Raw genomic sequence first — 22,988 nt, 5'->3', positions numbered from 1 at the left:
CTGGCTGTCGGCATTTAGAACCTTTAAGAGCGCACTTAGCATTTAGCACTTAGCTTATAGCTTATAGCTTGCAGCTTATAGCATATGTCTGCCGTCTGCTGTCTGCGGCGCGTCAGCGCCATTGCTGTCTGCTGTATTTTTATCTGCTTTTTAGCTGTTCGAGGTTGTGTTTGTATTCAGGTATTGCTTCCCACGCGTCGCCTGTGAGTTCGCAGGGAAAGTTTTCGCAGAAGCCGCAGTGCGGTATGCGGTTTTCCTGTGCACACATGCGGATTCTGCACTGCTGGCAGCGTATGCTTTTTACGCCGGGCTCAAGGCAGCCTGTGCATTTGAGCTTCGACGGCAGGACAAAGGAACCTCCTCCGGCGTTTTCTTCCGCAACGGCAAGCTTTGCCAGAGCGGCGGCGTCTTTCTGAAGCGTCGCTCTTCTTGCTTCGCACGCCTCGCAGTCTGTTCCGCAGCAGCCTGAAATTGACAAATCCATCACCTCGTACGCTACATTTTAACCCTTTTTCGCCGTTAAATAAATAAAAAACTGACGCCTGTCTGCAACAGGCGCCTGTTTGCGTTTCAAATTTAAGCCGCTTGTGTCTTACTGCTGTTCCGTGACTTCTATCGGCATCATGTTGTTTCCTGCCCATGCCTGGAAGCCGTTATCGTAGAATTTTGCCTTGCCGAAGCCTGCCATTCTGCACGCCATTGCGGCAAAACCGGCACGTACTCCGCAGGTGTCGTAAAGTACAAGGTCTGTGTCTTTCGTTATGCCTTTTGCTTCAAGTTCCGCTTTGATTTCGTCCGCTGTTTTAAAGCGTCCGCTCGCTATGTCCACGAAGTTGTCCATCGGAAGGTGGATTGCTCCCGGAAGATGTCCTTTGCGTTTTTCTTTGAACGGCGCGATTTTCCCTTCATATTCGGGGAGCGTGCGAACGTCGGCTATAACTGTTGTCGGTTTTCCCATCAGTTCCTGCACTCCGTCGGTAAGGATAACGTATTCGTCTTTGACAGACTGCTGTATGGCAAACGGCACCGCTTTGTTCTTCGACGGTTTGTTCGTGAGCGGATATTTTGCATTTTTCCATACGTAGATTCCGCCGTCAAGCATTTTGGCGTTGGTTATGCCGGCTATGCGGAGAACCGCGACAGTCCAGGCTCCCTGCCCCCAGTCGCCTGTGTCGCTGTAGCATACAACCTGACGGTTTCCGTTGATGCCGAGAGCGCCGATTTTCTTGGCAAGCTGTTCTGCGGGAAGGATTGTTCCGTATTCTTCGCTTCCGTTGGGCGCGGTGGTGTTCACAAAGTACGTCCACGGTGCGCTGACTGCTCCGGGGATGTGGCTTGCCTGATAGAGACTTGCAAAGCGGCAGTCAATAAGGATAACGTTGTTAAGATTATTTTTGAGCCATTCGGCAGTTACAAGCAGTGTGTCGGCAGTTTCAGTATGCCCCGGCAATATTTTACACTGTGTCTGAGGGAGCTGCTTTGTTTTCTGAGCAGGTTTCGCTGCTGTTTTTGCAGCTGTCTTTTTCGCAACCGTCTTTTTCGCAACTGTTTTCGTGCTTGTCTTTGCAGACGTTTTCTGCACCGCAAAACCGACTGAAGCTGCACAAGTGACTATGAGAGATGCCGTTAATAATGCCGTTATAATTTTCTTCATGTGACGACCGCCTTTCCGCAGTTTTAATATTTCGCTACCGCTATATTGTAGCACAAATATTTGCTTTTGACGATTTGTATGCAGCGCGTGTTCCGCGCTTTTATTCAGCCTTTTATTCAGCCTTATTCAGCCAGGCTTTCTGCAATCCATTTTGCCGCGCGCCGCGCTTCATTGAAGTTTCTCCATACGGAGGTTTCCCCGTCAAGGCCGGATGAGGGTGTTTCTTTTGTGCCGCAGTAAAGCAGCCAGTTTTCAAATTCCTGAAGTTTGCCGTGCCGCTTGAATCTGTCGTAGACCAGGTTGTTTCTTGCAGTTCCGTGTGCCCGGAAGCGCTGCAGAGCACCGTTTTCTACAAGTCTGCCTGTCAGGCGGCTGATTTTCTGTTTCAATCCCTTCGCGCAGGCAGTACGCAGAAGCACAACTTTTCTGCCTGCGGTGACAGCTTCCGATATTTCGCCGAAGAGGTCTTCCGTGCAGAAAACCGTGTCAGTTATTCCCATAAGGGCATAATGCAGGTCTTCGCCGTATTCCTCCGGCAAAAGACAATGCACGGCTTCGTTCTGCTCTGCCAGTTTCTGCAGGACAGCGAGACATTTCCTGTCCGTGCGTGAAGAGGTTCCCGCATATATCTGCATGCCGCAGGCTTCCGCCCTGCAGGCAAGTTTTGCAGCCAAAAGCCTCAGCTTTTCAGGATCCATGCTGTTGTCTGCTCCGCTTCCGCCTACAAGCAGAGGCCATATTCTGCTGCCGTCAGCCTTGCGTTTTTCAAGCAGCGCCTTCGCTTTTTCGTCAAGTTCTTTCCCGCCGATGTTGTTGGGAGGCGTGACAATTTTCAGTATATTGGGTTCTGCCGGCTGTTTTTCGTATTCCGGAATTATCACGAATTCAAATGGCTTCGTTCCTACGCCTTCAGGATTTCCTATTACTGAGCATGCGACGTTCCACGCAGACGCTACGGCAAGGTTGTATGCCGCTGTTTCACTGCCGGCAGAGATAATGATTGTTTTTGACGAGTTGTCTTTTATTTTCCTCTGCTTAAACAGCGCCGATACCGAATGCAGCAGCGTTCCCCCTTTTGCATAGTTCAGCCATGAGAGCGTTTCTTCCCTGCGTCCGGTAAGCAGCTGCACCTTGCGTTTACCTGCAATAAAACGGCGCAGTCCCTTGAGCTTTGGTACGCTGAAGCTCGCTATTTCAGCGCCGGTGATGTCTGAGAGGCTGCAGGCAACGGCAAGACTCTGCTCCGTATGGGCAGGGTTGTCGTCGGTCAGCAGTATTATGAGACTGAAAAGTCCCGGAAACTGCATGGGGATACTCATCTGCCGCTGCAGTACGCCTTATTTGCCTGCAAGTATTTTCCTTACAAGCTCAAGGTCTTCCGGGGTGTTGATGTTGGGACCTTCAGACGGGTATTTGGTAGGTATTACAGCCATAGAGTAACCGTGTTCAAGTATTTTGAGCTGTTCAAGGCTTTCCGTCTGCTGCAGAGGTGTGTCGGGCAGCGTTATGAGTTTCATCAGAAAGTCTTTCTTGTAGGCGTAGATTCCTATGTGTTCGTATATTTTGCAGCCTGTTGCTTCGCGCCTGTAGGGCAGCGGCGAGCGGCTGAAGTAGAGCGCCCTGCCGTTGAGCGCACGGGCAACCTTTACGATGTTCGGGTTGTTTATGTCTTCTTCGTCCGTAATTTCCATGCAGGCAGTAGCAGAGTCTGCGCTTTCGTCAGCAGCTATGCCGTCGGCAAGCTCGCGAAGAAGACGGGGGTCAAGCATAGGTTCGTCTCCCTGAATGTTGATTACGTAGTCGGTGTCTATCGCCGAGGCTATTTCCGCCGCGCGGCTGGTGCCGTTCGGATGGTCTTCGCGCGTCATTGCGGCTTCCGCACCGAATTTTTCAGCCGCTTCGTATATGCGTTTGTCGTCGGTGGCAATTATTATACGAAAGAAAACGTCTGATATCAGGGCACGGCGGTACACATGTTCAAGCATCGTTTTTCCGTTTATGTCCGCCAGAGGTTTGCCGGGCAGTCTTGACGACGCGTAACGCGCCGGAATTATTCCGAGAAATTTAGGCATTGCTTACTTTTCCTTTCCATTTTGAGAACTTTTCGAGCATTTTGTTACGGTCAAGCGGTCTGACGTTTTCAACTATCCATTCACGCATTGCTTTGCCGTCTTCCGTTTCCTGTTTATAGCTCATGAAGTCAAGCGTTATGCCGAGTTCATCGGCAACCTTGAGCGCAAATACCGGCCATATCATTCCAATGTCGCCGATTACCGGAAGACTCCCCTCGTGTCGCGCAAAAGCAGACATTTCCATGCGGAACGGTATTTTGGATATTTTTGTTTTAGGAAGTCCTTTGCTTATCGCTTCCTGTATCATCGCGCTGTTTTTCTGCAGATCCTGTGCTTTGCGCAGATTTTCGTCGAGATCGAAACGGATGAGCGTTTTTTCACGCAGGCTGTAGACAGATTCCTTCTGCCACCAGCTCCATATCCCGTGTCCCGTATAGGTTTCAAAGGGACCATCGTGGATTTCCTGCGTTAAAGCAACTGCGGATTCGATTATGATGTCGGAGTCGCGAAGCATTGAGGCTATGCGACGCGAGCGTTCGGCAACGGGAATACTGTCGCCGACTGCCATTCCTACGTGTCCTCCGCCTACAAGCTGCGGTATTGTGACAAGCACGGGAACGTTGTTTTCGGCACCTGCACCGAGCATCGTGCGTTTGTCGCAGCCCCAGCCTGCCACCTGTTCAAAAGGAAGTCCGCACTGGCGGCAGAGCGAATGGATTTCTTCCGCAAGCATTTCCGTGCGAAGTCCCATCGGATACGCCATGTTTGCCGCTGCTTTCGTTACGAAATGACCTTCCGCGTCATGCCGTTTTGCAAGCAGTTCACGGTCAAGCAGCATTTCTTTTCCGAGTTCGTCAAGCTGTTCGTCAGTCATGTCGGTAAATTCAAATACGTTGCCCCGCGGCATGACTTTTTCGTCAAAGCCGAGCTGGGCAGCGCCGCACATTTTGACTCTGTCAAGCACTCCGCCCATCTCATGGTTGATAACGGCAGAGCTTGTGGTTACGCCGTCAACTATGCCTTTGCTGATGAGTTCGGCGACAAGCGTTGTGACGCCTTCGTGAAGATTGGGGCCTGAACCTGTTACGACTGCGATTTTGCCGCCGCGTTTTTTTGCTTCAACTGCTTTTTTTACGGAAGCGTCGAGCGTTTCTTTTGAACGTTCGTCAAGTTCGTCGTAAAATTTTCCGATGAGTTCCCTGTTTATGTTCATAAATGCAGCCTCCCTGCTGTTTTTTGCCCTTTTATTCCATGCTTTTGGCAGCAGCGTCGCATATTTTGCAGGCAGCGCCCGCCTTTTCGGCAAAGTATTGCCTGCATTGCCCACGCACCGCTTCAACATCTGTTTTTCCTTCCGCTATTGCGCACCACGTTTCAGCAAGCTCTTCCGCGCTGTTCAGCTGAGATGAGATTCCGCGCGACAGAAATTCCTGCGACGCCTCCGCAAAGTCTTCCATGTGAGGTCCGTACTGCACCGGAGTTCCCCAGGCAACAGGCTCCAGTATGTTTTGTCCGCCGTTGTCCGTAAAGCTGCCGCCTATGAATGCCGCTTCGGAAACGCCGTAAAACTCGAAAAGTACGCCTATTTTGTCTATTACAACTATTTCAAAATCTTCCGTCAGCTCCGAGAGTCTGCAGATTTTGAAGCTGTTCTTAAACTGCGTGCAGAGCGCTTCCGCGCGTTCGGGATGACGCGGGGCAAGGATAAGCCTTGCATTCGGCGACGTTTCCTTAAGCTTTTCAAACGCGGACACAACGATTTCGTCTTCACCGGTGTGTGTGCTGCCAGCAACGTAAAGCTGCCCTTTTTCCGCGTGAAGCAACGTCTGCCACTTTTCTTTTGCCTCGGGCTGAATTCTGTTCAGCAGGGCGTCGATTTTCAGGTCGCCGGTGACTTTTATTTTTTCTTCGGATATGCCGAGCGCGCGCAGTCTGTCAAAATCCAGCTGCTCCCTGAGGAATATTCCGTCAAAGATGCCGAACAGCTCACTGAAAAGTTTTTTCGCAACGGGATATTTTTGTATATTTTTCCAGGTTCTTTCCGATATTCTGCCGTTTGCGAGAAACGCCGGTATCTTTCTCGCCTGCAGCTCCCAAAGCATGTTCGGCCATATTTCGGTTTCAAGCACAATGAACGCCGCAGGGTTTATCCTGTCAAGCGCCGAACGTATGTATTTTCTGTTGTCCCACGGATAATAGACGTGAAGGTCAAAAAGACCTTCCGAAAGGCGCATCGCCATTGCCTTTCCCGTTTCCGTGGTTGTGGAGAGCACTATCTGACGGCTGAAGCCGCGCGTCCTGATCTCTTTGATAAGCGCCGAAGCCGCCTGCACTTCGCCGACAGACACCGCGTGTATCCAAAGCGGCCGTCCTTTAAGCACGGACAACTTTTCCGCCTGCGGCATTCCCATTCTTTCGTCAATGCCTTCAGTGTACCGGCGGCTGTTTTTTTTCAGCGTTATACGGAATACAAGGTCTGCAAGAGGCCCGTATATCGTTTTGAGAAGAGACGTTTACGCCACCCCTGCTTTCAGAATGTCGTGCACGTGAAGCATGCCGACAGGTTTGTTTTCGTCGTTCACCACAAGCAGCGCCGAAATTTCAAATTTTTCAACAAGGTTGAGAGCTGCGGTAACGTGGTCATTTTCGCGCACAACCTTGGGATTTCTTGTCATGCCTTCGGTAACGGAGCATTTCAGCGCTCCGTCGCCCTTTTTCTCCATTAGGCGGCGTAGGTCGCCGTCCGTAAAAATACCTTCCGTAACGCCGTTTTTGTCAACAACGGCTGTCGCGCCGAAGCCTTTGCTCGTGATTTCAAACAGAGCGTCCGAAACAAGAGCGCTCTCGCTGACTACCGGAAGTTCCGCGTCTTTCGCCATAAGATTGCCGACACGGAGCAGCAGTTTCTTCCCGAGAGAACCGCCAGGATGGAAACGCGCGAAATCTTCCTTTTCAAGTCCGAGCAGAAGCGTCGTCATTCCGGCAACCGCATCCCCCATTGCCATTTGCAGCGTTGTGCTGCTTGTAGGCGCAAGCCCGAGAGGGTCTGCTTCAGCTTCAACGTGAGTGTTGAGAAGGAAATCAGCGTCTTTTGCAAGTGTGGATTCAGGATTGCCGGTAACCGCTATGACAGGAGCTCCTATGCGTTTGAAGTGCGGCAGAAGGTCTATGAGCTCTTTTGTTTCGCCGCTGTTGCTTATGAAATAGCCTACGTCTTCGCGGCAGACCATGCCCAAATCGCCGTGCCACGCTTCCGCAGAGTGCAGGAAGAATGCAGGAACACCGAGAGATGCAAAGGTTGCTGCCGTTTTTCTGCCAACATGTCCCGATTTTCCAAGCCCTGACACTACAAGTCTGCCTTTGCAGCGACTGATTACGCGCGCCGCTTCAACAACGTCTGCGTCTATTTTTTCCGCCGCTTTCTCCAGCTCTTCCGCTTCCTTGGCAAGAATGCCTTTTGCGGTGGCAAGCAGCAGAGAGTCAGGCAGATTTTTCTCTTTGCGTTCGTACGGAAGACTCATTTTTTACACCTCCGCCCAGTCCAGCTGCGCAAAACCTGTCCTGCGCGCTGCTGAATCAAATTCTTTTATCTGCGACAGTACAAAATCCATTTTTTCAAGAGGAATCATGTTTGGTCCGTCGCTTTTGGCGTTTGCGGGGTCAGGATGCACTTCCGCAAACAGCGCGTCTATGCCTATCGCTAGGGCAGCGCGTATCAGCGGTAGGACAAAGCGCCTGTCCCCACCGCTCGAATTTCCGCTTCCGCCTGGTTTCTGAACGCTGTGCGTTGCGTCGAAGCAGACCGGGCAGCCGAAGCTTCTCATAACGGCAAGCGAACGCATGTCAACGGAAAGCTCATGATAGCCGAACTCAGTACCGCGTTCGCAGAGCATTACGTCAGCGTTTCCCGACTCACGGCATTTTTCCGCAACGGATTTCATGTCTTCGGGAGCCATGAACTGCGCCTTTTTTATATTCAGCGCTCTGCCTGTTTTTGCGGCAGAGACAAGCAGGTCTGTCTGCCTGCAGAGAAAGGCTGGTATCTGAAGCAGATCCGCGACTTCGGCAGCCGGCATCGCCTGCCAGGGCTCATGTATGTCGGTTACAACGGGAACACAAAGCTTTTCCTTTATTTCGGCAAGCTGTTCAAGACCTTTGGAAAGCCCCGGGCCCCTGTAGCTTTTTATCGACGTGCGGTTTGCCTTGTCAAAAGAGGCCTTGAATACGTAGCCGAAGCCGTATTTTTCGCAGAGCCGTTTCATTTCGGCGCCGATCTCAAGTCCCAGTTCAAGGCTTTCAAGCGCACATGGACCTGCAAGAACCGCAAGCTTTCCGTTTCCGATTTCAACGTTTCCGGCGTTAATTTTCCTAATTTCCGTCAATTTTATTCGCCCCTTCCAGTTTCAGATGACGCGTCAATGTAATTTCTGAATTTTTCGTAGACTGAGCAGCGATTGTCCCAGCCAAGTTCCGAAGCACAGTACTGCACAACGCTGTCAAGCGCACCCTGTCCGCCGAGATGTCTTATTCCGGCTTCGCTCATGGATTTCCACAGCTCAGGGTCTTCAAGTATTTTCTGCGCGGCGTCGGCAAGAGCGGCAGGATTTGCGTCAACAAGCACTTCCGCTTCCTGAAGCAGTTTTTTCTGACGCAGCTTTCCTGTTTCCATTATTGAAACGACAGGAAGTCCAAGCCCTGCGCAAAGCTGGTTTGCAGTACCTCCGAGCCCTATGAGCAGGTCAGCTCCGGTCGCGGCGGCTGTTACCTGACCGTGCGTGTGGATATATATCGAGGTTTCTTTGCAGGAAAGCTCTGTTCCGTCCGCCGAAAGCGTCCAGCCTTCAAGGCTTCCTGCCATTTTTGTCCAGTTGGTTGTAGGCGCGGGAACCATTACAAACTGGCACTGAACACGCTTTGAAAGCTCCCTCGCCGCCTCTATGACAAGACTTATGTCGTTGTAGGCGCGCGGTCTGCTGCCGGGAAGCAGCACAACTCTCGCTGATTTGTCGTCCTTCCATTCAACGCCTTTGTCGCTGTCGTTGATAAGGTCCATGACAGGATTTCCGCAGAATTCCGCGCTGACACCGTCGGCAGTCAGTTCCTGCGCCGTTTCGGCATCTCTTGTCCAGACTCGTCTGCTGCGTTTTCTGAGCAGGAAGCGTTCAACCCTGTAATGTCCGCTGAGATGCACCGATTTTGCCGTTGCAAGCAGCACGGGGCTTACACCCTGCCCCCAGAGAACGTTGGAGAAAAGATAGACGTCGCCGACACACACCGGCGTGCGGTAATCTTTACCTATTTTTCTCATCGTCGCTATTTGGCGTTTAATTGACGTGCCAAGCCCGTGTCTGAAATCGTTGACAAGCTCGCCTACGTTGTACTTTACAATGCCTCCGCTCGGCATTTCCACAGACGGGGAAACAACCTCTATTCCCTCTTTTTCGTAATGCTTTCCGGAGCCTACAAAGGCAAACGCCGAGATTGCCGCGGACTTAAAGCGCTCGCGCATCTTTTTCGCCAGAATTACTCCTATTGCGTCTTCGCCGTAGCCATTTGAAGCCACCATAAGATGCGGTCTCAGCTTTTCGCAAAGCATTTCGCGGAAACGTTCCTTTTCCGGCATTACTACGGAAATCCGCAGCACGTACACCGGAAGCTTGAGCTTTGCGTCCTTCGGCAGATTCATAGTGTCTTTCTCGGTGCAGATAAAGCCTGAAGCTCCAAGCCTCTCTGCAAGGTCGTTAAGTTTGTCAACGTCCTCTGCCGTAAATTCGTGGTGGTCCTGATAGGTGCGTTCGGCGGCAACAGTTATTCCGCGTCCCGCGACGTAGCGGTAGAAACCCTCAGGATTGCCTATCGCGGAAAACACGACGTAGCTTCCTTTCGGTTTTTCAATTATCGGCTTCGTAACAGGCTCGCTGCCGTTTTCATACACAAGCCAGGAATCGTAATTTATTTCCGCCACAAAAATTTTCTCAGGCGAAACGTATTTTTCAAGTTCTGTCCTTGTATTGCGCACCGATTCTTCCGTAATCTGGTTAGCTTTTGTTATTACAACCATGTCTGCCCTGCCGAACGCGGTTTTGGGCTCGCGCATCAGCCCTGCGGGAATTACCCGGCCGTTGCCGAACGGACAGGTGCCGTCAACAAGCACCACGTCAACGTCGCGTGCCATGCGTCTGTGCTGGAAAGTATCGTCCGTAACGGCAATTTCCGCACCTAAATCTGACAGCAGTTCAACGCCCTTTACACGGTTCTTGGCAACAACAATGCTGACTCCGGGCAGGCGCTTTGCAAGCATAAGAGGCTCGTCACCCGCTATATCCCTGCGGAAGCTGTCTTCGTCCTGCCCTATCCATATCGGTTCCGGATGCTTTGTTTTGTAGCCGCGGCTGACAAGACCGGCGTTTATTCCGGCTTCGTGGAACATACGGACAATATACTCGCACATCGGGGTTTTGTTGGTGCCGCCGAACGAGTTGTTTCCAATGCTGACAACTGGAAGCTTCGGCTCAACGGTCGTAAAAATTCCGCGTTCGAAAAGGAAAATGCGCAGCCTCATCCAGGCACGCGTCACAAACTGCGTCGGATAAAGCAGATTCCATGGCGACGCCGGCGATTCTCCTCTCGTGTAGCTTAAATAACTCCGTACTATTCTTGACATGTTTCAGTTCCTTCCGCGCTGCTTGCCGCGTAAAGTTTGCTGTAATGCCCGTTTGCGGCAAGCAGTTCGTCGTGGGTGCCCTGCTCGACAATTTTGCCGCCGCTGAGAACGATAATCCTGTCGGCGCTGCGTATTGTCGAAAGCCTGTGCGCGATAACTATCGAGGTGCGCCCTTCCATTGCGTTGTTCATTGCCTGCTGCACCTGTTTTTCAACGAGAGCGTCAAGCGACGACGTTGCTTCATCCATAATAAGTATCTTCGGATCCCTGACAACTGCGCGGGCTATTGCAACGCGCTGCCTTTGTCCGCCTGAAAGCGTTACGCCGCGTTCTCCGACCTCTGTTTCAAATTTCTCCGGCAGAGCGTCGATAAAATCGTAAATGTCAGCAATTTTCGCGGCGCGGACAAGGTCGTCCTGCGTCGCCGCAGGGAAGCCGTAGGCTATGTTGTGAGCGAGAGTGCCCTTCATAAGCACAGGATCCTGCTGTACAACGCCTGTTCTGCGGCGGTAGCTTTTCAAATCAAGCTGTCTGAGATCTGTTCCGTCTATGTAAATCGCGCCCTGCTGCGGGTCATAAAAACGCATTACTAGGTCGCCGAGCGTAGATTTTCCGGCGCCCGTAGCCCCGACTACCGCCACCGTTTCGCCCGCTTTAATTTCAAGATTTATGCCCTTCAGCACAGGATTTTCCGCATCGTAGCCGAACCACACGTTTTCAAACTTTATGCTGCCGTGCATGGGTGAAAGCGTAACGGGATTTTCCGCGATTTCAACCTCGTTGTCCATATCTATTATCTCAAAAACCCTGTCAGCCGATGCGGCGCCCTGCTGTATGCTGCTGAAGGAATTGCTGAGCGCCTGAAGCGGGTGACCGAGAAGCCCGATGTAGGTTACAAAGGCAACAAGCTCGCCCGCCGTAAGGTCTCCTGAGATGACAGAGTAACCGCCCATCCAGAGTACGAAGGCAAGAGCGGTAATCAGAATTACCTCAACGGCGCCCTGCAGCACGCCCTTGTACTGCGTGCCTCTCATAACCGCGCGGAAGTGGCTGTACGATTCCTCTTTGAAACGCCGGTATTCTTCCTCTTCCGTAACGAAAGAGCGGACTATTTTGATTGAGGAAATTGCTTCCTGGGCAATGGCGGCAACCGTCGCCAGCCTTGACTGAATTGTTTTGCCGACCTGGCGCAGCTTTGCGGACGTTTTGTCAATCGCGAAAGCCACTACGGGGCAGGCGGCAAAGGTGATAAGCGTCAGCTTCCAGTTGAGATAGAAGATGAAGCCTACAATTCCGATGAAGGTCGAACCCTGAACTATAAGGTCAACAAGCGAAGACGCCAGAATATTCTGAAGCGTGCCAACGTCGTTTGTGATGCGCGACAAAAATTCTCCGCTTCTGTGACTGTACAGGGTGCCGAGAGAAAGCCTCTGCGTGCGGTCGTAAAGCTCAAGGCGCAGGTCTATAAGCACGCGCTGGCCTACCCACGTCATAAGATAAAGCTGAGCGTAGTTGAAAACCGCCTTGCCGACGTAAAGCAGAATGACCGCAAGCACGATAAGATTAAGCATGCCGATCTGTTTTTTGATAAGCACGTCGTCAATAACGTTTTTAAGGAGCCACGGCGGAAGAATACTGAAAACAGCAGCCAGAACCATTGAAATTATGGCAAGCACAAGCCGTTTTTTGTAGGGCGCACAGTATTTCAGAAGCCGTATGTAAGAGCTCCAGGACTCTTTGTTTGCCAGTTTCAGCATGCTATCCTCTCCATAATGCGTTTTGCCCAGCGCTCATAAACTCCGGTGGTGCCAAGCTTCGCCTTTGTTTGTTTCAGTTTGTCAAGCACCTCCGCGCGGAATTCCGCGCTTCCCTCAAGCCACGCAAGAGCCTTGTCCGCAACGGCTTCCTGGGTGCACTCGTTTTGGAAAAGCTCAGGGAAAATTTCTTCCTGCGCTATGATGTTCGTCATTGAAAAACAGCCTGCAGGCAGTCCCGGCTTTACAATAAGATTTGCGATAAAGCCTGACAGCGCGTTCATTTTGTAAACAGAAACCATATACTTTTCAAGCAGCAGCGACTCAACGGTAATTGTCCCGCTTGCGCTTACGGAGCACTGCGCCGCTGCAAGCAGCTCCCGTCCGGAACCGTCAAAATGCCTCAGCCGTTTTTCGTCCAAAGTCTTTACAAGCTGCGCCTTTGCCTCTGGGTTAAGCCCCTGCGCAACGGAAAAAACCGGCTGCCAGCCGCGCGCTGACAAAATTTCCGCAGCCTGTTCCATAACGGGAACCAGCTTTGTAACCTCGCTGCGGCGTGAACCCGGCATAAACGCGACTATCCTGTCGTTGCCGGCGAACTCGCCGGGGATTTTCGTCTCCCCGCGCTTTACAAACTCCTCAAGCAGCGGAGCACCGTCCCAATATGAACTGCAGCCGTGCGACGCGAAATAATCATGCTCAAATTTGTACAGCGGAAAACATTCCGTCACGTATTTTTTCAGATATTTGACGCGTCCGCTTCTCCATGCCCACACCGTAGGCGGCGAAACGTAGAATACAGGCCCTGTGTAGCCGTATTTGCGCAGCTTCGCAAGCAGCCGCAGATGATAATCGGGACTGTCAACGACAACCACCGCGTCCGGATTGCGGCGCACTATCGTATCCGCCGTTTCCTTAAGCAGTCTTAAAACCCGCGGCACCGAAGAAAAAACCTCGGTAAGCCCGAACAGCTGAAGCTGTTCGCCGCGCCACAGCACGTCAACGTCTGCCGCGCGCGATTCTGCGGCTCCCATGCCCCACAGCTCGCCGTCAAAGCCGCCGAAGCGCAGCGCTTTGACGATCTCCGCCATGTAATGGTCGCCTGAAGCTTCCGCAGAACTCAAAAAAACTGACTTCATCCTACAACCCCGATAACGGAAATCTTTTCGCGTTTGGCAATTTCCTCAAACTTGTCAAAATCCATAATCATCGTATGCCCCGCGTGAACTGCAAGACAGGTGAGACCAGCGCCCGCCATGTTTTCAAGCGTTTGGGGACCAACCGTAGGAATATCGTATCTCTCGTCCTGGTCAAGGCGCATCAGCTTTGCGACAACGCCGCCCTTTGTCAGCTCTCCCGCGCGGAGAATCATTTTATCCGTACCCTCTATAGCCTCAACGGCAATAACCGCCCCTTTGTTCACAACAACAGACTGCCCGAATGAAAGAGGAACAAGGCTGCTGCATATTTCAACGCCGTATTTGACGTCCTCAAGTTCGCTCTCCGAAGGCTCGCGCCCTGCAATAAAACCCTCATGCGCAACCAGCTGCGGAACAATGTCCTTGTAGCTTATTACCTTGAAACCCTGCTTCTCAAAGAAATCGACAATAGCGCCGAGCAGGGAATGGTCATCGCGGAACAGAAGACCGGCAAGAAATTTCTGCGAAGTGAAATCAAGCAGGGCTGGTTTGAACATAAGCGACTTCGGCACGCGCCCCGCCATAATTATCCTGTCAACGCCCAGTTTTTTCATGCTCTTTATCGCGGCGCCGAGATTAGGCTTCTGAATGTCAACGACCTCACAGACAAACGCCCTGAGCTCTTCAAAATCATGCCTCAGATTGTAAAGCACAGGGGCATCACCCTGTTCCGAAAGCTGTTTTGCGATGGAAACAGGAAGCATACCCTCACCGGCTATAAGCGCGATTCTGCCCAAAACGTTCACCCCTCTCAGACTTCCGCGGCGACGCGTCTGCACAACAAAAACTGCACCCGTACGCGTGCTGGCTCTGCCGTTAAGTATACCATTAAACGGCGCAATTTGACAAAAAAACAGCAGGAGCCAATAATAAAACTAACCTGCATAATTCACGCAGTTTTGCTCTCTATCCCATTTGTGTTGTTTTGGGTATATAATTTCTTTCGGCAAAACCTGCGGACAGGGGGAAACGCTGTGAGACGCTGTTGGACTGAGATAAATCTCGATACTGTTGTCAGCAATTACAAAATTTACAAAAAGGAAATTAAAAAACTTTCTGACGGCTATGAAATTATGGCAGTCGTCAAGGCTGACGCGTACGGACACGGCGACGCGCAGACAGCTTCGGCTTTGCAGGCTGCAGGCTGCCGCAATTTCGCCGTTTCAAATCTTAACGAAGCGCTTAATCTGCGCAATGCCGGAATTTCCGGGCAGCTTCTTATTCTCGGCTATACTCCGCCGGAGGAGGCCGACCGTCTTGTAAATTACAATATCACACAGGCGCTGCTTGACGAAGATTATGCAGAGGCTCTTGCGGACAAGGGCATTACCGCGCATTTCGCGCTTGATACCGGCATGAACCGCATAGGTCTTGACGCAGACAACCCTGAGCTTTGCGGCGAAATAATCAGAAAATACGCGAAGCGTTTTAATCTGACGGGACTTTTTACCCATCTTTGCGTCGCAGATACACCTTCGGAACAGAGCTTCACCGAGGGACAGCTGGCAAAATTCCGCGCAGTTTGCGAACAGGCCGCTGATTTGAAGCTGCCTTACGTCCACTGTATGAATTCCGCGGGCGCATTGCGGCAGAAGCCGTACGGCAGTCTTGCGAGGCTCGGCATAATTCTTTACGGGCTGAAGCCGGATTACGCAAATATTCTGCCTGAGGGAATACGCCCCGCGCTTGAATGGAAATCTGTAGTTTCGATGGTTAAGACCGTGCATGAGGGAGAAACTATCGGCTACGGAAGAACTTTCAAGGCAGAGAAAGAAACGCGGATAGCGACAATTCCGACAGGCTATGCGGACGGTTACAGCCGCGCGCTTTCAAACAAGGGCTGCGTCATTATCCGCGGCAGAAAAGCTCCTCTTGCCGGACGCGTCTGCATGGATCAGCTGACTGTTGACGTTTCTGATATTCCGGGCGTTCAGCGCGGCGATGAGGTTATATTGCTGGGCAAAGGATATACGGCGGACGATATGGCGCATGAAATAGGCACAATCGGGTATGAAATTGTGTGCAATATATCAAAGCGGGTGGAAAGAAAGTACGTGTAGTAACGCTGTATGCTGTAAGCTATATGCTGCAAGCAAAAGCAAAATCTAAATGAAGTGTAAAGTGCAAAGTGAAGAATAAGCAGTAAGCATTAAGCCGACAGCTGAAAACCGTAAGCAAAAAATCTTTGTCTCGCGTGCCCCGGAGGGGTATCCTGCGGGCTCCGTCAGGAGCAGCGCAGGATCCAGTGACTTTTTAAGGCTTTGAAAGAAGAACCAACGACGCTGGGTTCGGCGCTAAGTCCTTCGGACTTCCGCAGAATGACGGATTAGAGAAGCAATGACTAATGAAAAATGAAGAACGCACTGCAAGTTTAGCTCAACTCTGCGGTTTTTTACAAATTAAAACGGTTTGGAGCAATTCCAAACCGTTTTGATTTTGCATTTTGAATTTTTTAACTTTGCGCTGTCCGCTATTTCTTAAAGAATTTTCCGTAGATGTCCGCGGCAAGGATTACGAATATCGCTATCGGCGCTACTATGCGGCAGATAAAGAGCCACACCTTGTACAGCTTGAAGTCGTATTTGCCGTGGTTGGTGAGTTCTGCTTTGGCGCCTTCCGTCCATACCCAGCCGGCAAAGATTGTGAGGAGTATGCCGCCTATCGGCATTATCAGGTTGTTTGTAACGTAGTCAAAGAAATCAAGGCAGTCCATGCCGCAGATTTTCGGGAAATGTCCGCCGACGGAAAGGGCTGAGGGTATTCCGAGCAGCGTGATGAGGATTGCCATAACGACTGTTGATTTTTTGCGTTCAAAGCCGAGATGGTCTATGCCGAAAGCGACGGCAACTTCAAAGAGCGAAATGCACGAGGTAAGAGCCGCAATAAACAGAAGCATAAAGAAGCCCGCCGAGAAAAGCATTCCTGCCGGCATCTGCGCAAATACGCTGGGAAGCGTGATGAAGGTGAGGGCAACTCCCGCGTTCGGCTCTATGCCGAAAGCAAGGGCGCTCGGAAATATTACAAGTCCGGCGAGGAACGCCACCGAGGTGTCGAGCAGCGATATTGTGCATGCCGAATGCGGTATGCTTGTGTCTTTCGTAAAATAGCTGCCGTAGACGATCATTATTCCCATCGCAAGCGAGAGTGAATAGAATGCCTGTCCGATTGCGGCAAGTATGCCCTCTGCCGTGAGTTTTGTGAAGTCGGGCTTGAGGTAGAAGCTGATGCCTTTTGAAGCTCCCGGAAGGGTGACTGCGCGGACAACAAGCAGAAGAAGTATGACAAAGAGTGTCGGCATGAGAATTTTGCAGCTTGCTTCAACGCCTTCCGCAATGCCTCTGTAAACTATTGACGAGGTGACAAACATTACCACAAGGAAAAATGCTATGCAGTAGTACTGGTTAGCTACAAAGCTGCCGAACAAATCAGCCGCTCTGCCTTGCGCCGCACCCTGCAAAAGGCTGCCGAACACGTCAACTGACGCGCAGAAATAGGCGAGTGTCCAACCGGCAATAACCGCATAGTAGGAAAGTATGACAAAGGCAACGATAAAGCCCATCCAGCCGACTATCGACCATTTTTTTCCGCCGAGCTTGAGTAGGCTGCCTACAGCGTCTGATTTTCCGGCGCGACCTATCGCCTGTTCCGCCATCATAAGCGAAAGCCCGATTAAGCATACAACGATGAGGTACGTTAAAACAAATACCGCGCCCCCGTACTTGCCTGTTATGTAGGGGAAGCGCCATATATTGCCAAGACCTATGGCTGACCCTGCCGCCGCCATAAGCATTCCGAATTTACTGCCCCACTGTTCTCTCTTTTCCGACATGAGTGCACGTCCTTTCAGCATTCAAAATAACGAAGAGAGTTTATACCACATTTTCTGTTTTACGGCAAGTTTAACAATTCTATGTTATTAAGCTGTTTTTGCCGAAAATGTTTGATTGTGATAAGTTAATATTTAATATTGCTTGCGTTTAGAAAGTTTTTGTCTGTTTTGCTAAAGAGATAAAAATAACGGTTGTTATGGTACCGGCAAGTTAAACAATAATTTATCACCCAATTTATCACCCAATTTAAGCAGGTGATAAATATACTGAATCAAAAAATGACCGGACGATTGTCCGGTCATTAATGGTTCTGCTTATTCAGCTTCGCACGGCAGGTCAACGCGCGTTATATTCATTGCCCTGCCCGTTTCGCCGTCGATGTCTATGACAACTGCCTGAAAACGGACGTTTGTGTCACAGACTTCGAATTTGCAGGGAATCCCGTAAAGGAATTTCGGCAGTACCGATTCATAGCTCATGCCTATTATTCCTCCGTGTCCGCCTGTCATTCCTGCGTCCGTAATGTAAGCCGTGCCTCCGGCAAATACCTGTTCGTCTGCCGTCTGCACGTGCGTGTGAGTTCCTGCAACTGCCGAAACGCGCCCGTCAACGTAGCGTCCGAACGCGTATTTTTCCGACGTTGCTTCGCCGTGGAAATCAACGAAAACCGCAGAAACGCCGTTTTTGGCAAGCAGTTCGTCCGCGCATTTGAACGGGCAGTCAAGCGGCGGCATGAAGGCTCTGCCGAGCAGGCACATTACCGCCAGCTTTTCGCCGTTTTTTTCATACACCGCAAAGCCTCTGCCGGGGGTGCCTTCAGGATGGTTTGCGGGTCGCAGTATACGCGGCTCACCGTCAAGCACGGGGACAAAGTCTTTTTTGTCCCACACGTGGTTGCCGTTAGTCAGGACATCTATTCCGGCGTCAAAGAGCTCGTTCATGACTTTTTCAGTCAGTCCGAAGCCTCCTGCCGCGTTTTCGCCGTCGGCGATTACAAAGTCAAAGCCGCCGAACTGTTCGCGAAGCTTGGGAATCGCCTGTTTGCAGGCTTCTCTTCCCGGACGTCCGTCAATGTCGCCGATAAAAAGTATTCTCAACCGGCTCACCTACTTGGCGTAGTCAACAGCTCTCGTTTCGCGGACAAGCGTTACCTTGATCTGCCCCGGATAACGCATTTCCGCTTCTATGCGGCGCGCTATGTCGTATGCAAGTTTCTGCATTGCGCCGTCATCGGTTACGGAAGGTTCGACAACGACTCTGACTTCGCGCCCTGCCTGAATTGCAAACGCCTTGCCGACACCTTCAAAGCCTTTCGCGATTTCTTCAAGCTGTTCAAGTCTCTTGACGTAGGCTTCAAGGCTTTCCCTGCGGGCGCCAGGACGCGCGGCGCTTATAGCGTCAGCCGCCGCGACTATTACGGCATAGATTGTCTTTGCTTCTTCTTCCTCATGGTGCGCTGCTATGGCGTTGATAACAACAGGGTCTTCGCCGTAGCGTTTCGCAAGGTTTGCGCCGATCTGCGCATGGGGACCTTCAATTTTGAAATCCACAGCTTTGCCGATGTCGTGAAGCAGGCCTGCGCGTGCTGCAAGTGCCTGATCAACTCCGAGTTCTGCGGCAAGTATGCCCGACAGATGGGCAACTTCAAGGCTGTGGTGAAGCGCGTTCTGTCCGTAGCTCGTGCGGAAACGAAGCTGTCCGAGTATTTCGGCAAGGTTGTCGTTCATGTTTTTGACGCCCACTTCCATAAGGGCGGCGTCGGCTGTTTCAAGCACCTGTTCCTGAACGTCTTTTTCTGCCTTGGCTATGATTTCTTCAATACGCGTGGGATGAATGCGCCCGTCAGCAATAAGTCTTTCAAGCGAGACTCTCGCCACTTCGCGGCGCACAGGATCGAAGCTGCTGAGCGTAACAACTTCGGGGCTGTCGTCAACTATGAGGTCAACTCCGGTAAGCGTTTCAAACGTTCTTATGTTGCGCCCTTCGCGGCCTATTATGCGCCCCTTCATTTCGTCAGAGGGAATGGCAACGGCGGTTACAACCGCGTCTGATGTAAATTCAACACCGCAGCGCTGGATGGCTGTGGCAATTATGTCCTGTGCTTTTTTATCCGCTTCGCGCTTTGCTTTTTCTTCAAGAACCTTAAGGCGAATACCTATCTGGTGCTGTGCTTCGGTTTCAACCTGTGCCAGCAGCTGCGCCTTGGCTTCTTCCCTTGTAAGCCTCGCAATCTGTTCAAGCTTGTCAACCAGCTCGTTTTCGCGGGCTGAGAGTTTGTTAGCCTTTTCCTGAATCTGTATTTCGCGGTTTCTGAGTTCATCTTCCTTGCGGCTCACGTTGTCAAGTTTTTTGTCAAGGTTCTCTTCCTTCTGGTCAAGCCTTTTTTCCGCGCGCTGAATTTCCGCTCTGCGATCTTTCGTGTCGCGCTCAAACTCCTGACGCATTCTGTGAACCTCTTCCTTGCCTTCCGCCACAATTTCGCGTTTTGTCTGTTCCGCTTTGCGTTTCGTTTCAACAAGTACCGTCTCGGCGCTTGTCCTTGCGTTCTTGTATTTCTTTTTTTCTGCCGCCCGATGTGCGGCAAATCCAATCAGCGCACCTGCTGCGAGGCACGCCAATCCTATTGCAAATATCATTTCTTTCACCTCATTTAATTGTCATGGTTCAGAGTTATGCTGCTCGTAGTCTGTTTGAATCTAGGATTAAAGCACATATGCTGTGCTGCACGCACCGACTATTTTAAGCCTTTATCGCCATATTTGCAAATCTGTCGTCAGCCGTTCTGCAGGAAGCGTTTCTCTACCGCCTCAAGCAGGGAGGGATATTTTTCGATTTCGCAGCTTTCCGCAAGCTCCGCGGCGTCTTCCCTCGTTTCGCGGATAAGCGTAAGGTCTTTTTTCAAATCGGCAAATTTAAATTCCGTCAGCCCGTGCTGGGCAAAACCTGAAATTTCGCCGCTGCCGCGAAGCTCGAGGTCGGCTTCCGCTATTTTGAAGCCGTCGTCCGTATCAAGCATCGTCTGAAGCCTGTCAGGTATGCCGTTTTCAAGATTTTCAACAAGCAGTATGCAGACGCCGCGTCTGTTTCCCCTGCCTGTTCTTCCCCTCAGCTGGTGAAGCTGCGAAAGTCCGAAACGTTCTGCGCCTTCCACCACCATTACGGAAGCTTCGGGAACGTCTATTCCAACCTCCACAACGGTTGTCCCCGCAAGAATTTTTGTCTCTCCGCCGCGGAATTTTTTCAGCTCCTCTTCTTTTTCATCGCCGCTCATTCCGCCGTAGACAAGCCCTACGCCGAGTCTTCCCAGGTGTTTTTTGAGAAACGCGAAGCGTTTTTTCGCGGAAGCCGCTGTTGAAGCTTCGCTTTCTTCAACTCTCGGGCACACCCAGTACACGCGCCCGCCTTTTGCGGCTTCGTCAATCAGGAACTGCAGCAGAACTGCCATCTGTTTCAGGTCGGTCACACGCGTTTCAATTTTCTTCCTGCCTTCAGGCCTGTCTGTCAGCAGCGATATGTCAAGGTCGGCAAACAGCGTCATCGCAAGGCTGCGGGGAATCGGGGTGGCGGACATCATCAGCAGATGCGGCGCTTTGCCCTGACGGACGAGCGCTTTTCTCTGCTCCACGCCGAAACGCTGCTGCTCGTCAATGACAACCGCGCCGAGATTTTTAAATTTCACCCTGTCAAACAGCAGAGCCTGTGTGCCGACAATAACGTTTATTTCGCCGTTTCCCGCGCCTTTGATTATCGCATTGCGTTCCGAAAGTCTCTGTCCGCCCTTTACAAATGCCGTTTTTACGCCGAGAGGCGAAAGCCGTTTTTCCATTTCCGCGTACAGCTGCGCCGCAAGAATTTCTGTTGGAGCCATAACCGCGCACTGCACACCCGAATCACAGCAGGCAGCGGCAAGACCGACAGCAACAAGAGTTTTTCCGCTGCCCACGTCGCCTTGCAGAAGCCTTGACATCGGCTCTTCCGAAGACGTGTCGGCAAATATTTCTTTCAGCGCCTGCTGCTGAGAGCCTGTCAGGCTGAAAGGAAGCGAAGCGGAAAACGCTTCGTAAATTTTTCCGGGAATGATTTTTGCTGCCGAACGGCAGCTTTTGAGCGCGTGTCTGCGAAGCGCAAGCCCTGCCTGAACTATAAAAAGCTCTTCGTAGGCAAATCTGCGGCGGGCTTCGCGCCAGCCTGCTTCGTCAAGAGGTCTGTGCAGCTGCATTACGGCATTCGCGCGCGGCATAAGTGAACGTTTTTTTGCAAATTTTTCGGGGATAATTTCTTCCGTAAGCGGCAGAGCTTTTTCCAGCACCTCGGACATAAGCTTTTTGAACCAGTGCGCTTTGAGCCCTTCCGTTGACGGATAAATCGGAATTATGCCTGTTAAGACAGATTTTTTCGGATTTTTTGTAACCTCAAATTCAGGGTTGGAAAGCTGCAGACGGCTGCCGTAGCTCACGATTTCGCCGCAGAAAACGGCGGTGTCGCCTTCCCTGAGCAAATATTCAAGCCCCTTGCGGTTAAACCAGAAAGCGCGTATCTCCGCGCTGCTGTCCTGCAGCACCGCTGTAACCATATCCAGCTTTTTTCCGGGGATTCTGTGTCTTTCGATTGACGAAACGTAAGCGAAAATTACGGCTTTTGTACCTTCCTGCAGCGCAGAAACGGCTGTAAAGTTTCTGCGGTCTTCATATTTTCTCGGGAAAAATTCTATGAGGTCGCTGACCGTGCGCAAACCGAGCTTTTCCAGCAGCAGGCTGCGTTTTTCGCCTACGCCGGAAAGCGTGTCAAGCCGCGCGGCAAGAAAGCCGCCGTCAGATTTTTTTTCGGCAGTTTCTGTTTTCTTCACCTAATCATCCAAATCGTCAGTCTTTGCGTAGTTTATATTTCTGCGCAGACGCAGCGGTTCTGCGTCCCTGCCGAACAGATTTGACTGATTATCGTCGGCAAACGAAGTCTGTTCAGCGCCGGCAAGCTGCTCGGCAGAAATTTCTTCCTCGCTTTTTTCCGCCGCTTCTTCACTGCGCGAATCCGCCATAATAAGCTCTTCGGAATCAAACAGCCTGAATTCTTCTTCCTCCGGCTGCGTGGCCTCTGCTTCTTTTTCCGGCGCTTCCAGCTGAAACGCTTTTTCAATTTCAAAACTTGTTTCCCTGATTTCTTCAGGTTCAGCAGGCTGAATTTCCCCGGCAGCCGTTTCCTCCGCCGGTTCTTCCTGCACCGCTTCTTCTTCAGACGTAATTTCAGCGTTCTGCTTTATAAAACTCTCTGCTTCTTCGGAAACAGGCGTCGGAGAAGCACAGCGGCAGAGCAACTCGTCAAAACGCGCCACAAAGCCTCTTGCCTCCGACATGTAAAGTTTTCTGACTTCTTTTATTCTTTCAAGCTCCTCGCAGAGCTCCTTTTTCTCGCTGTATGCGCCGCTGCGTATTTCTTCGGCGCGCTTTTCTGCTTCCGCGATTATCTTTTCAGCTTCCACGCGGGCAGCAGCGGTTTTTTCTTCCGCGCTTTTCTGCGCCATCAGGAGAGTGTCGTGCATAACCGAACGCACGTGCTCAAACTCGGCAAGCTTTTCCCTGCTCTTTTCGCATTCGCGCTCAAGCCGGCTGATTTTTTCGGCATACTGCCGCAGCGCGTCAACAACGTCGTCAAGGAAACGGTCAACCTCGTTTGTGTCGTAACCGCGTATTGCTTTTTTGAACCCTGCGTGCAAAACGTCCTGAGAAGTAAGCAGATTATCCATTCAAAATCCCTCCAGTTTATAAGTGTTGCGAAACAAAAGTGACTGTTCTCAAGTGCCACGAAGCGAAAGTTAATC

At 51.3% G+C, this 22,988-nt stretch carries 18 protein-coding genes; 1 reads left to right on the top strand and 17 read right to left on the bottom strand.

Annotated features, from left to right (window positions below; all coding sequences use genetic code 11):
* Positions 1-139: 139 nt before the first annotated feature.
* The 12 genes from KBS54_01885 to lpxI all read right to left on the bottom strand — a co-directional run bounded on the left by KBS54_01885 (position 140) and on the right by lpxI (position 14,047).
* Positions 140-487 carry a DUF3795 domain-containing protein gene (locus tag KBS54_01885; GenBank protein ID MBQ0054881.1) on the bottom strand — a complete coding sequence of 116 codons (348 nt, stop codon included), beginning with the start codon at positions 485-487 and terminating at the stop codon, positions 140-142.
* A 105-nt stretch (positions 488-592) separates the two neighbouring features.
* On the bottom strand, positions 593-1,654 hold the full coding sequence (locus tag KBS54_01880; protein ID MBQ0054880.1) for a sulfurtransferase: 1,062 nt from the start codon (positions 1,652-1,654) through the stop codon (positions 593-595).
* Between the two features lie 122 nt (positions 1,655-1,776).
* Positions 1,777-2,961 carry a mitochondrial fission ELM1 family protein gene (locus KBS54_01875; protein ID MBQ0054879.1) on the bottom strand — a complete coding sequence of 395 codons (1,185 nt, stop codon included), beginning with the start codon at positions 2,959-2,961 and terminating at the stop codon, positions 1,777-1,779.
* Positions 2,962-2,991: 30 nt separating this feature from the next.
* A complete protein-coding gene (kdsB, locus tag KBS54_01870) occupies positions 2,992-3,726 on the bottom strand; it encodes a 3-deoxy-manno-octulosonate cytidylyltransferase (GenBank protein ID MBQ0054878.1) in 735 nt (244 codons plus the stop codon).
* A complete protein-coding gene (locus KBS54_01865) occupies positions 3,719-4,939 on the bottom strand; it encodes a hypothetical protein (GenBank protein ID MBQ0054877.1) in 1,221 nt (406 codons plus the stop codon). Before KBS54_01865 ends, kdsB begins: the two co-directional genes overlap by 8 nt.
* A 31-nt stretch (positions 4,940-4,970) precedes the next feature.
* A complete protein-coding gene (locus tag KBS54_01860; GenBank protein ID MBQ0054876.1) occupies positions 4,971-6,131 on the bottom strand; it encodes a 3-deoxy-D-manno-octulosonic acid transferase in 1,161 nt (386 codons plus the stop codon).
* A 108-nt stretch (positions 6,132-6,239) separates the two neighbouring features.
* The gene (locus tag KBS54_01855) at positions 6,240-7,247 is read right to left on the bottom strand and encodes a KpsF/GutQ family sugar-phosphate isomerase (GenBank protein ID MBQ0054875.1); all 1,008 of its coding nucleotides are present in this window, start codon (positions 7,245-7,247) and stop codon (positions 6,240-6,242) included.
* Positions 7,248-7,250: 3 nt separating this feature from the next.
* The gene (gene kdsA / locus KBS54_01850) at positions 7,251-8,099 is read right to left on the bottom strand and encodes a 3-deoxy-8-phosphooctulonate synthase (GenBank protein ID MBQ0054874.1); all 849 of its coding nucleotides are present in this window, start codon (positions 8,097-8,099) and stop codon (positions 7,251-7,253) included.
* A gap of 11 nt (positions 8,100-8,110) precedes the next feature.
* Positions 8,111-10,390, bottom strand: coding sequence for a tetraacyldisaccharide 4'-kinase (gene lpxK / locus KBS54_01845; GenBank protein ID MBQ0054873.1), 2,280 nt, complete (start codon positions 10,388-10,390; stop codon positions 8,111-8,113).
* Complete coding sequence (locus KBS54_01840; GenBank protein ID MBQ0054872.1) at positions 10,378-12,147, bottom strand: ABC transporter ATP-binding protein; 1,770 nt, start codon at positions 12,145-12,147, stop codon at positions 10,378-10,380. Before KBS54_01840 ends, lpxK begins: the two co-directional genes overlap by 13 nt.
* Positions 12,141-13,283 carry a lipid-A-disaccharide synthase gene (locus KBS54_01835; GenBank protein MBQ0054871.1) on the bottom strand — a complete coding sequence of 381 codons (1,143 nt, stop codon included), beginning with the start codon at positions 13,281-13,283 and terminating at the stop codon, positions 12,141-12,143. The genes KBS54_01840 and KBS54_01835 overlap by 7 nt, the downstream gene beginning before the upstream one ends.
* Positions 13,280-14,047 carry a UDP-2,3-diacylglucosamine diphosphatase LpxI gene (lpxI, locus tag KBS54_01830; GenBank protein MBQ0054870.1) on the bottom strand — a complete coding sequence of 256 codons (768 nt, stop codon included), beginning with the start codon at positions 14,045-14,047 and terminating at the stop codon, positions 13,280-13,282. Before lpxI ends, KBS54_01835 begins: the two co-directional genes overlap by 4 nt.
* A gap of 270 nt (positions 14,048-14,317) precedes the next feature.
* Between lpxI and alr the strand changes: the two genes are divergently transcribed.
* Positions 14,318-15,403: an alanine racemase gene (gene alr, locus KBS54_01825; GenBank protein ID MBQ0054869.1), complete on the top strand. Its 1,086-nt coding sequence runs from the start codon at positions 14,318-14,320 to the stop codon at positions 15,401-15,403.
* A gap of 410 nt (positions 15,404-15,813) precedes the next feature.
* Here alr and KBS54_01820 read toward each other — a convergent pair whose 3' ends face one another.
* The 5 genes from KBS54_01820 to KBS54_01800 form a co-directional block, all read right to left on the bottom strand.
* The gene (locus KBS54_01820; GenBank protein MBQ0054868.1) at positions 15,814-17,172 is read right to left on the bottom strand and encodes a sodium-dependent transporter; all 1,359 of its coding nucleotides are present in this window, start codon (positions 17,170-17,172) and stop codon (positions 15,814-15,816) included.
* A 315-nt stretch (positions 17,173-17,487) separates the two neighbouring features.
* Entirely contained in the window at positions 17,488-18,270 is a 783-nt protein-coding gene (locus KBS54_01815; GenBank protein ID MBQ0054867.1) for a TIGR00282 family metallophosphoesterase, read from the bottom strand.
* Between the two features lie 9 nt (positions 18,271-18,279).
* The gene (rny, locus tag KBS54_01810) at positions 18,280-19,809 is read right to left on the bottom strand and encodes a ribonuclease Y (protein MBQ0054866.1); all 1,530 of its coding nucleotides are present in this window, start codon (positions 19,807-19,809) and stop codon (positions 18,280-18,282) included.
* A gap of 137 nt (positions 19,810-19,946) precedes the next feature.
* Positions 19,947-22,019, bottom strand: a complete 2,073-nt coding sequence (gene recG, locus KBS54_01805; GenBank protein ID MBQ0054865.1) for an ATP-dependent DNA helicase RecG — start codon at positions 22,017-22,019, stop codon at positions 19,947-19,949.
* Positions 22,020-22,913, bottom strand: a complete 894-nt coding sequence (locus KBS54_01800; protein ID MBQ0054864.1) for a DivIVA domain-containing protein — start codon at positions 22,911-22,913, stop codon at positions 22,020-22,022.
* Positions 22,914-22,988: the final 75 nt, after the last annotated feature.

It is taken from the genome of Candidatus Equadaptatus faecalis (assembly GCA_018065065.1).
Classification (GTDB): domain Bacteria; phylum Synergistota; class Synergistia; order Synergistales; family Synergistaceae; genus Equadaptatus; species Equadaptatus faecalis.
Note: the sequence above shows the minus strand (reverse complement) of the source record. Positions and strands in the feature narration are given on the sequence as shown.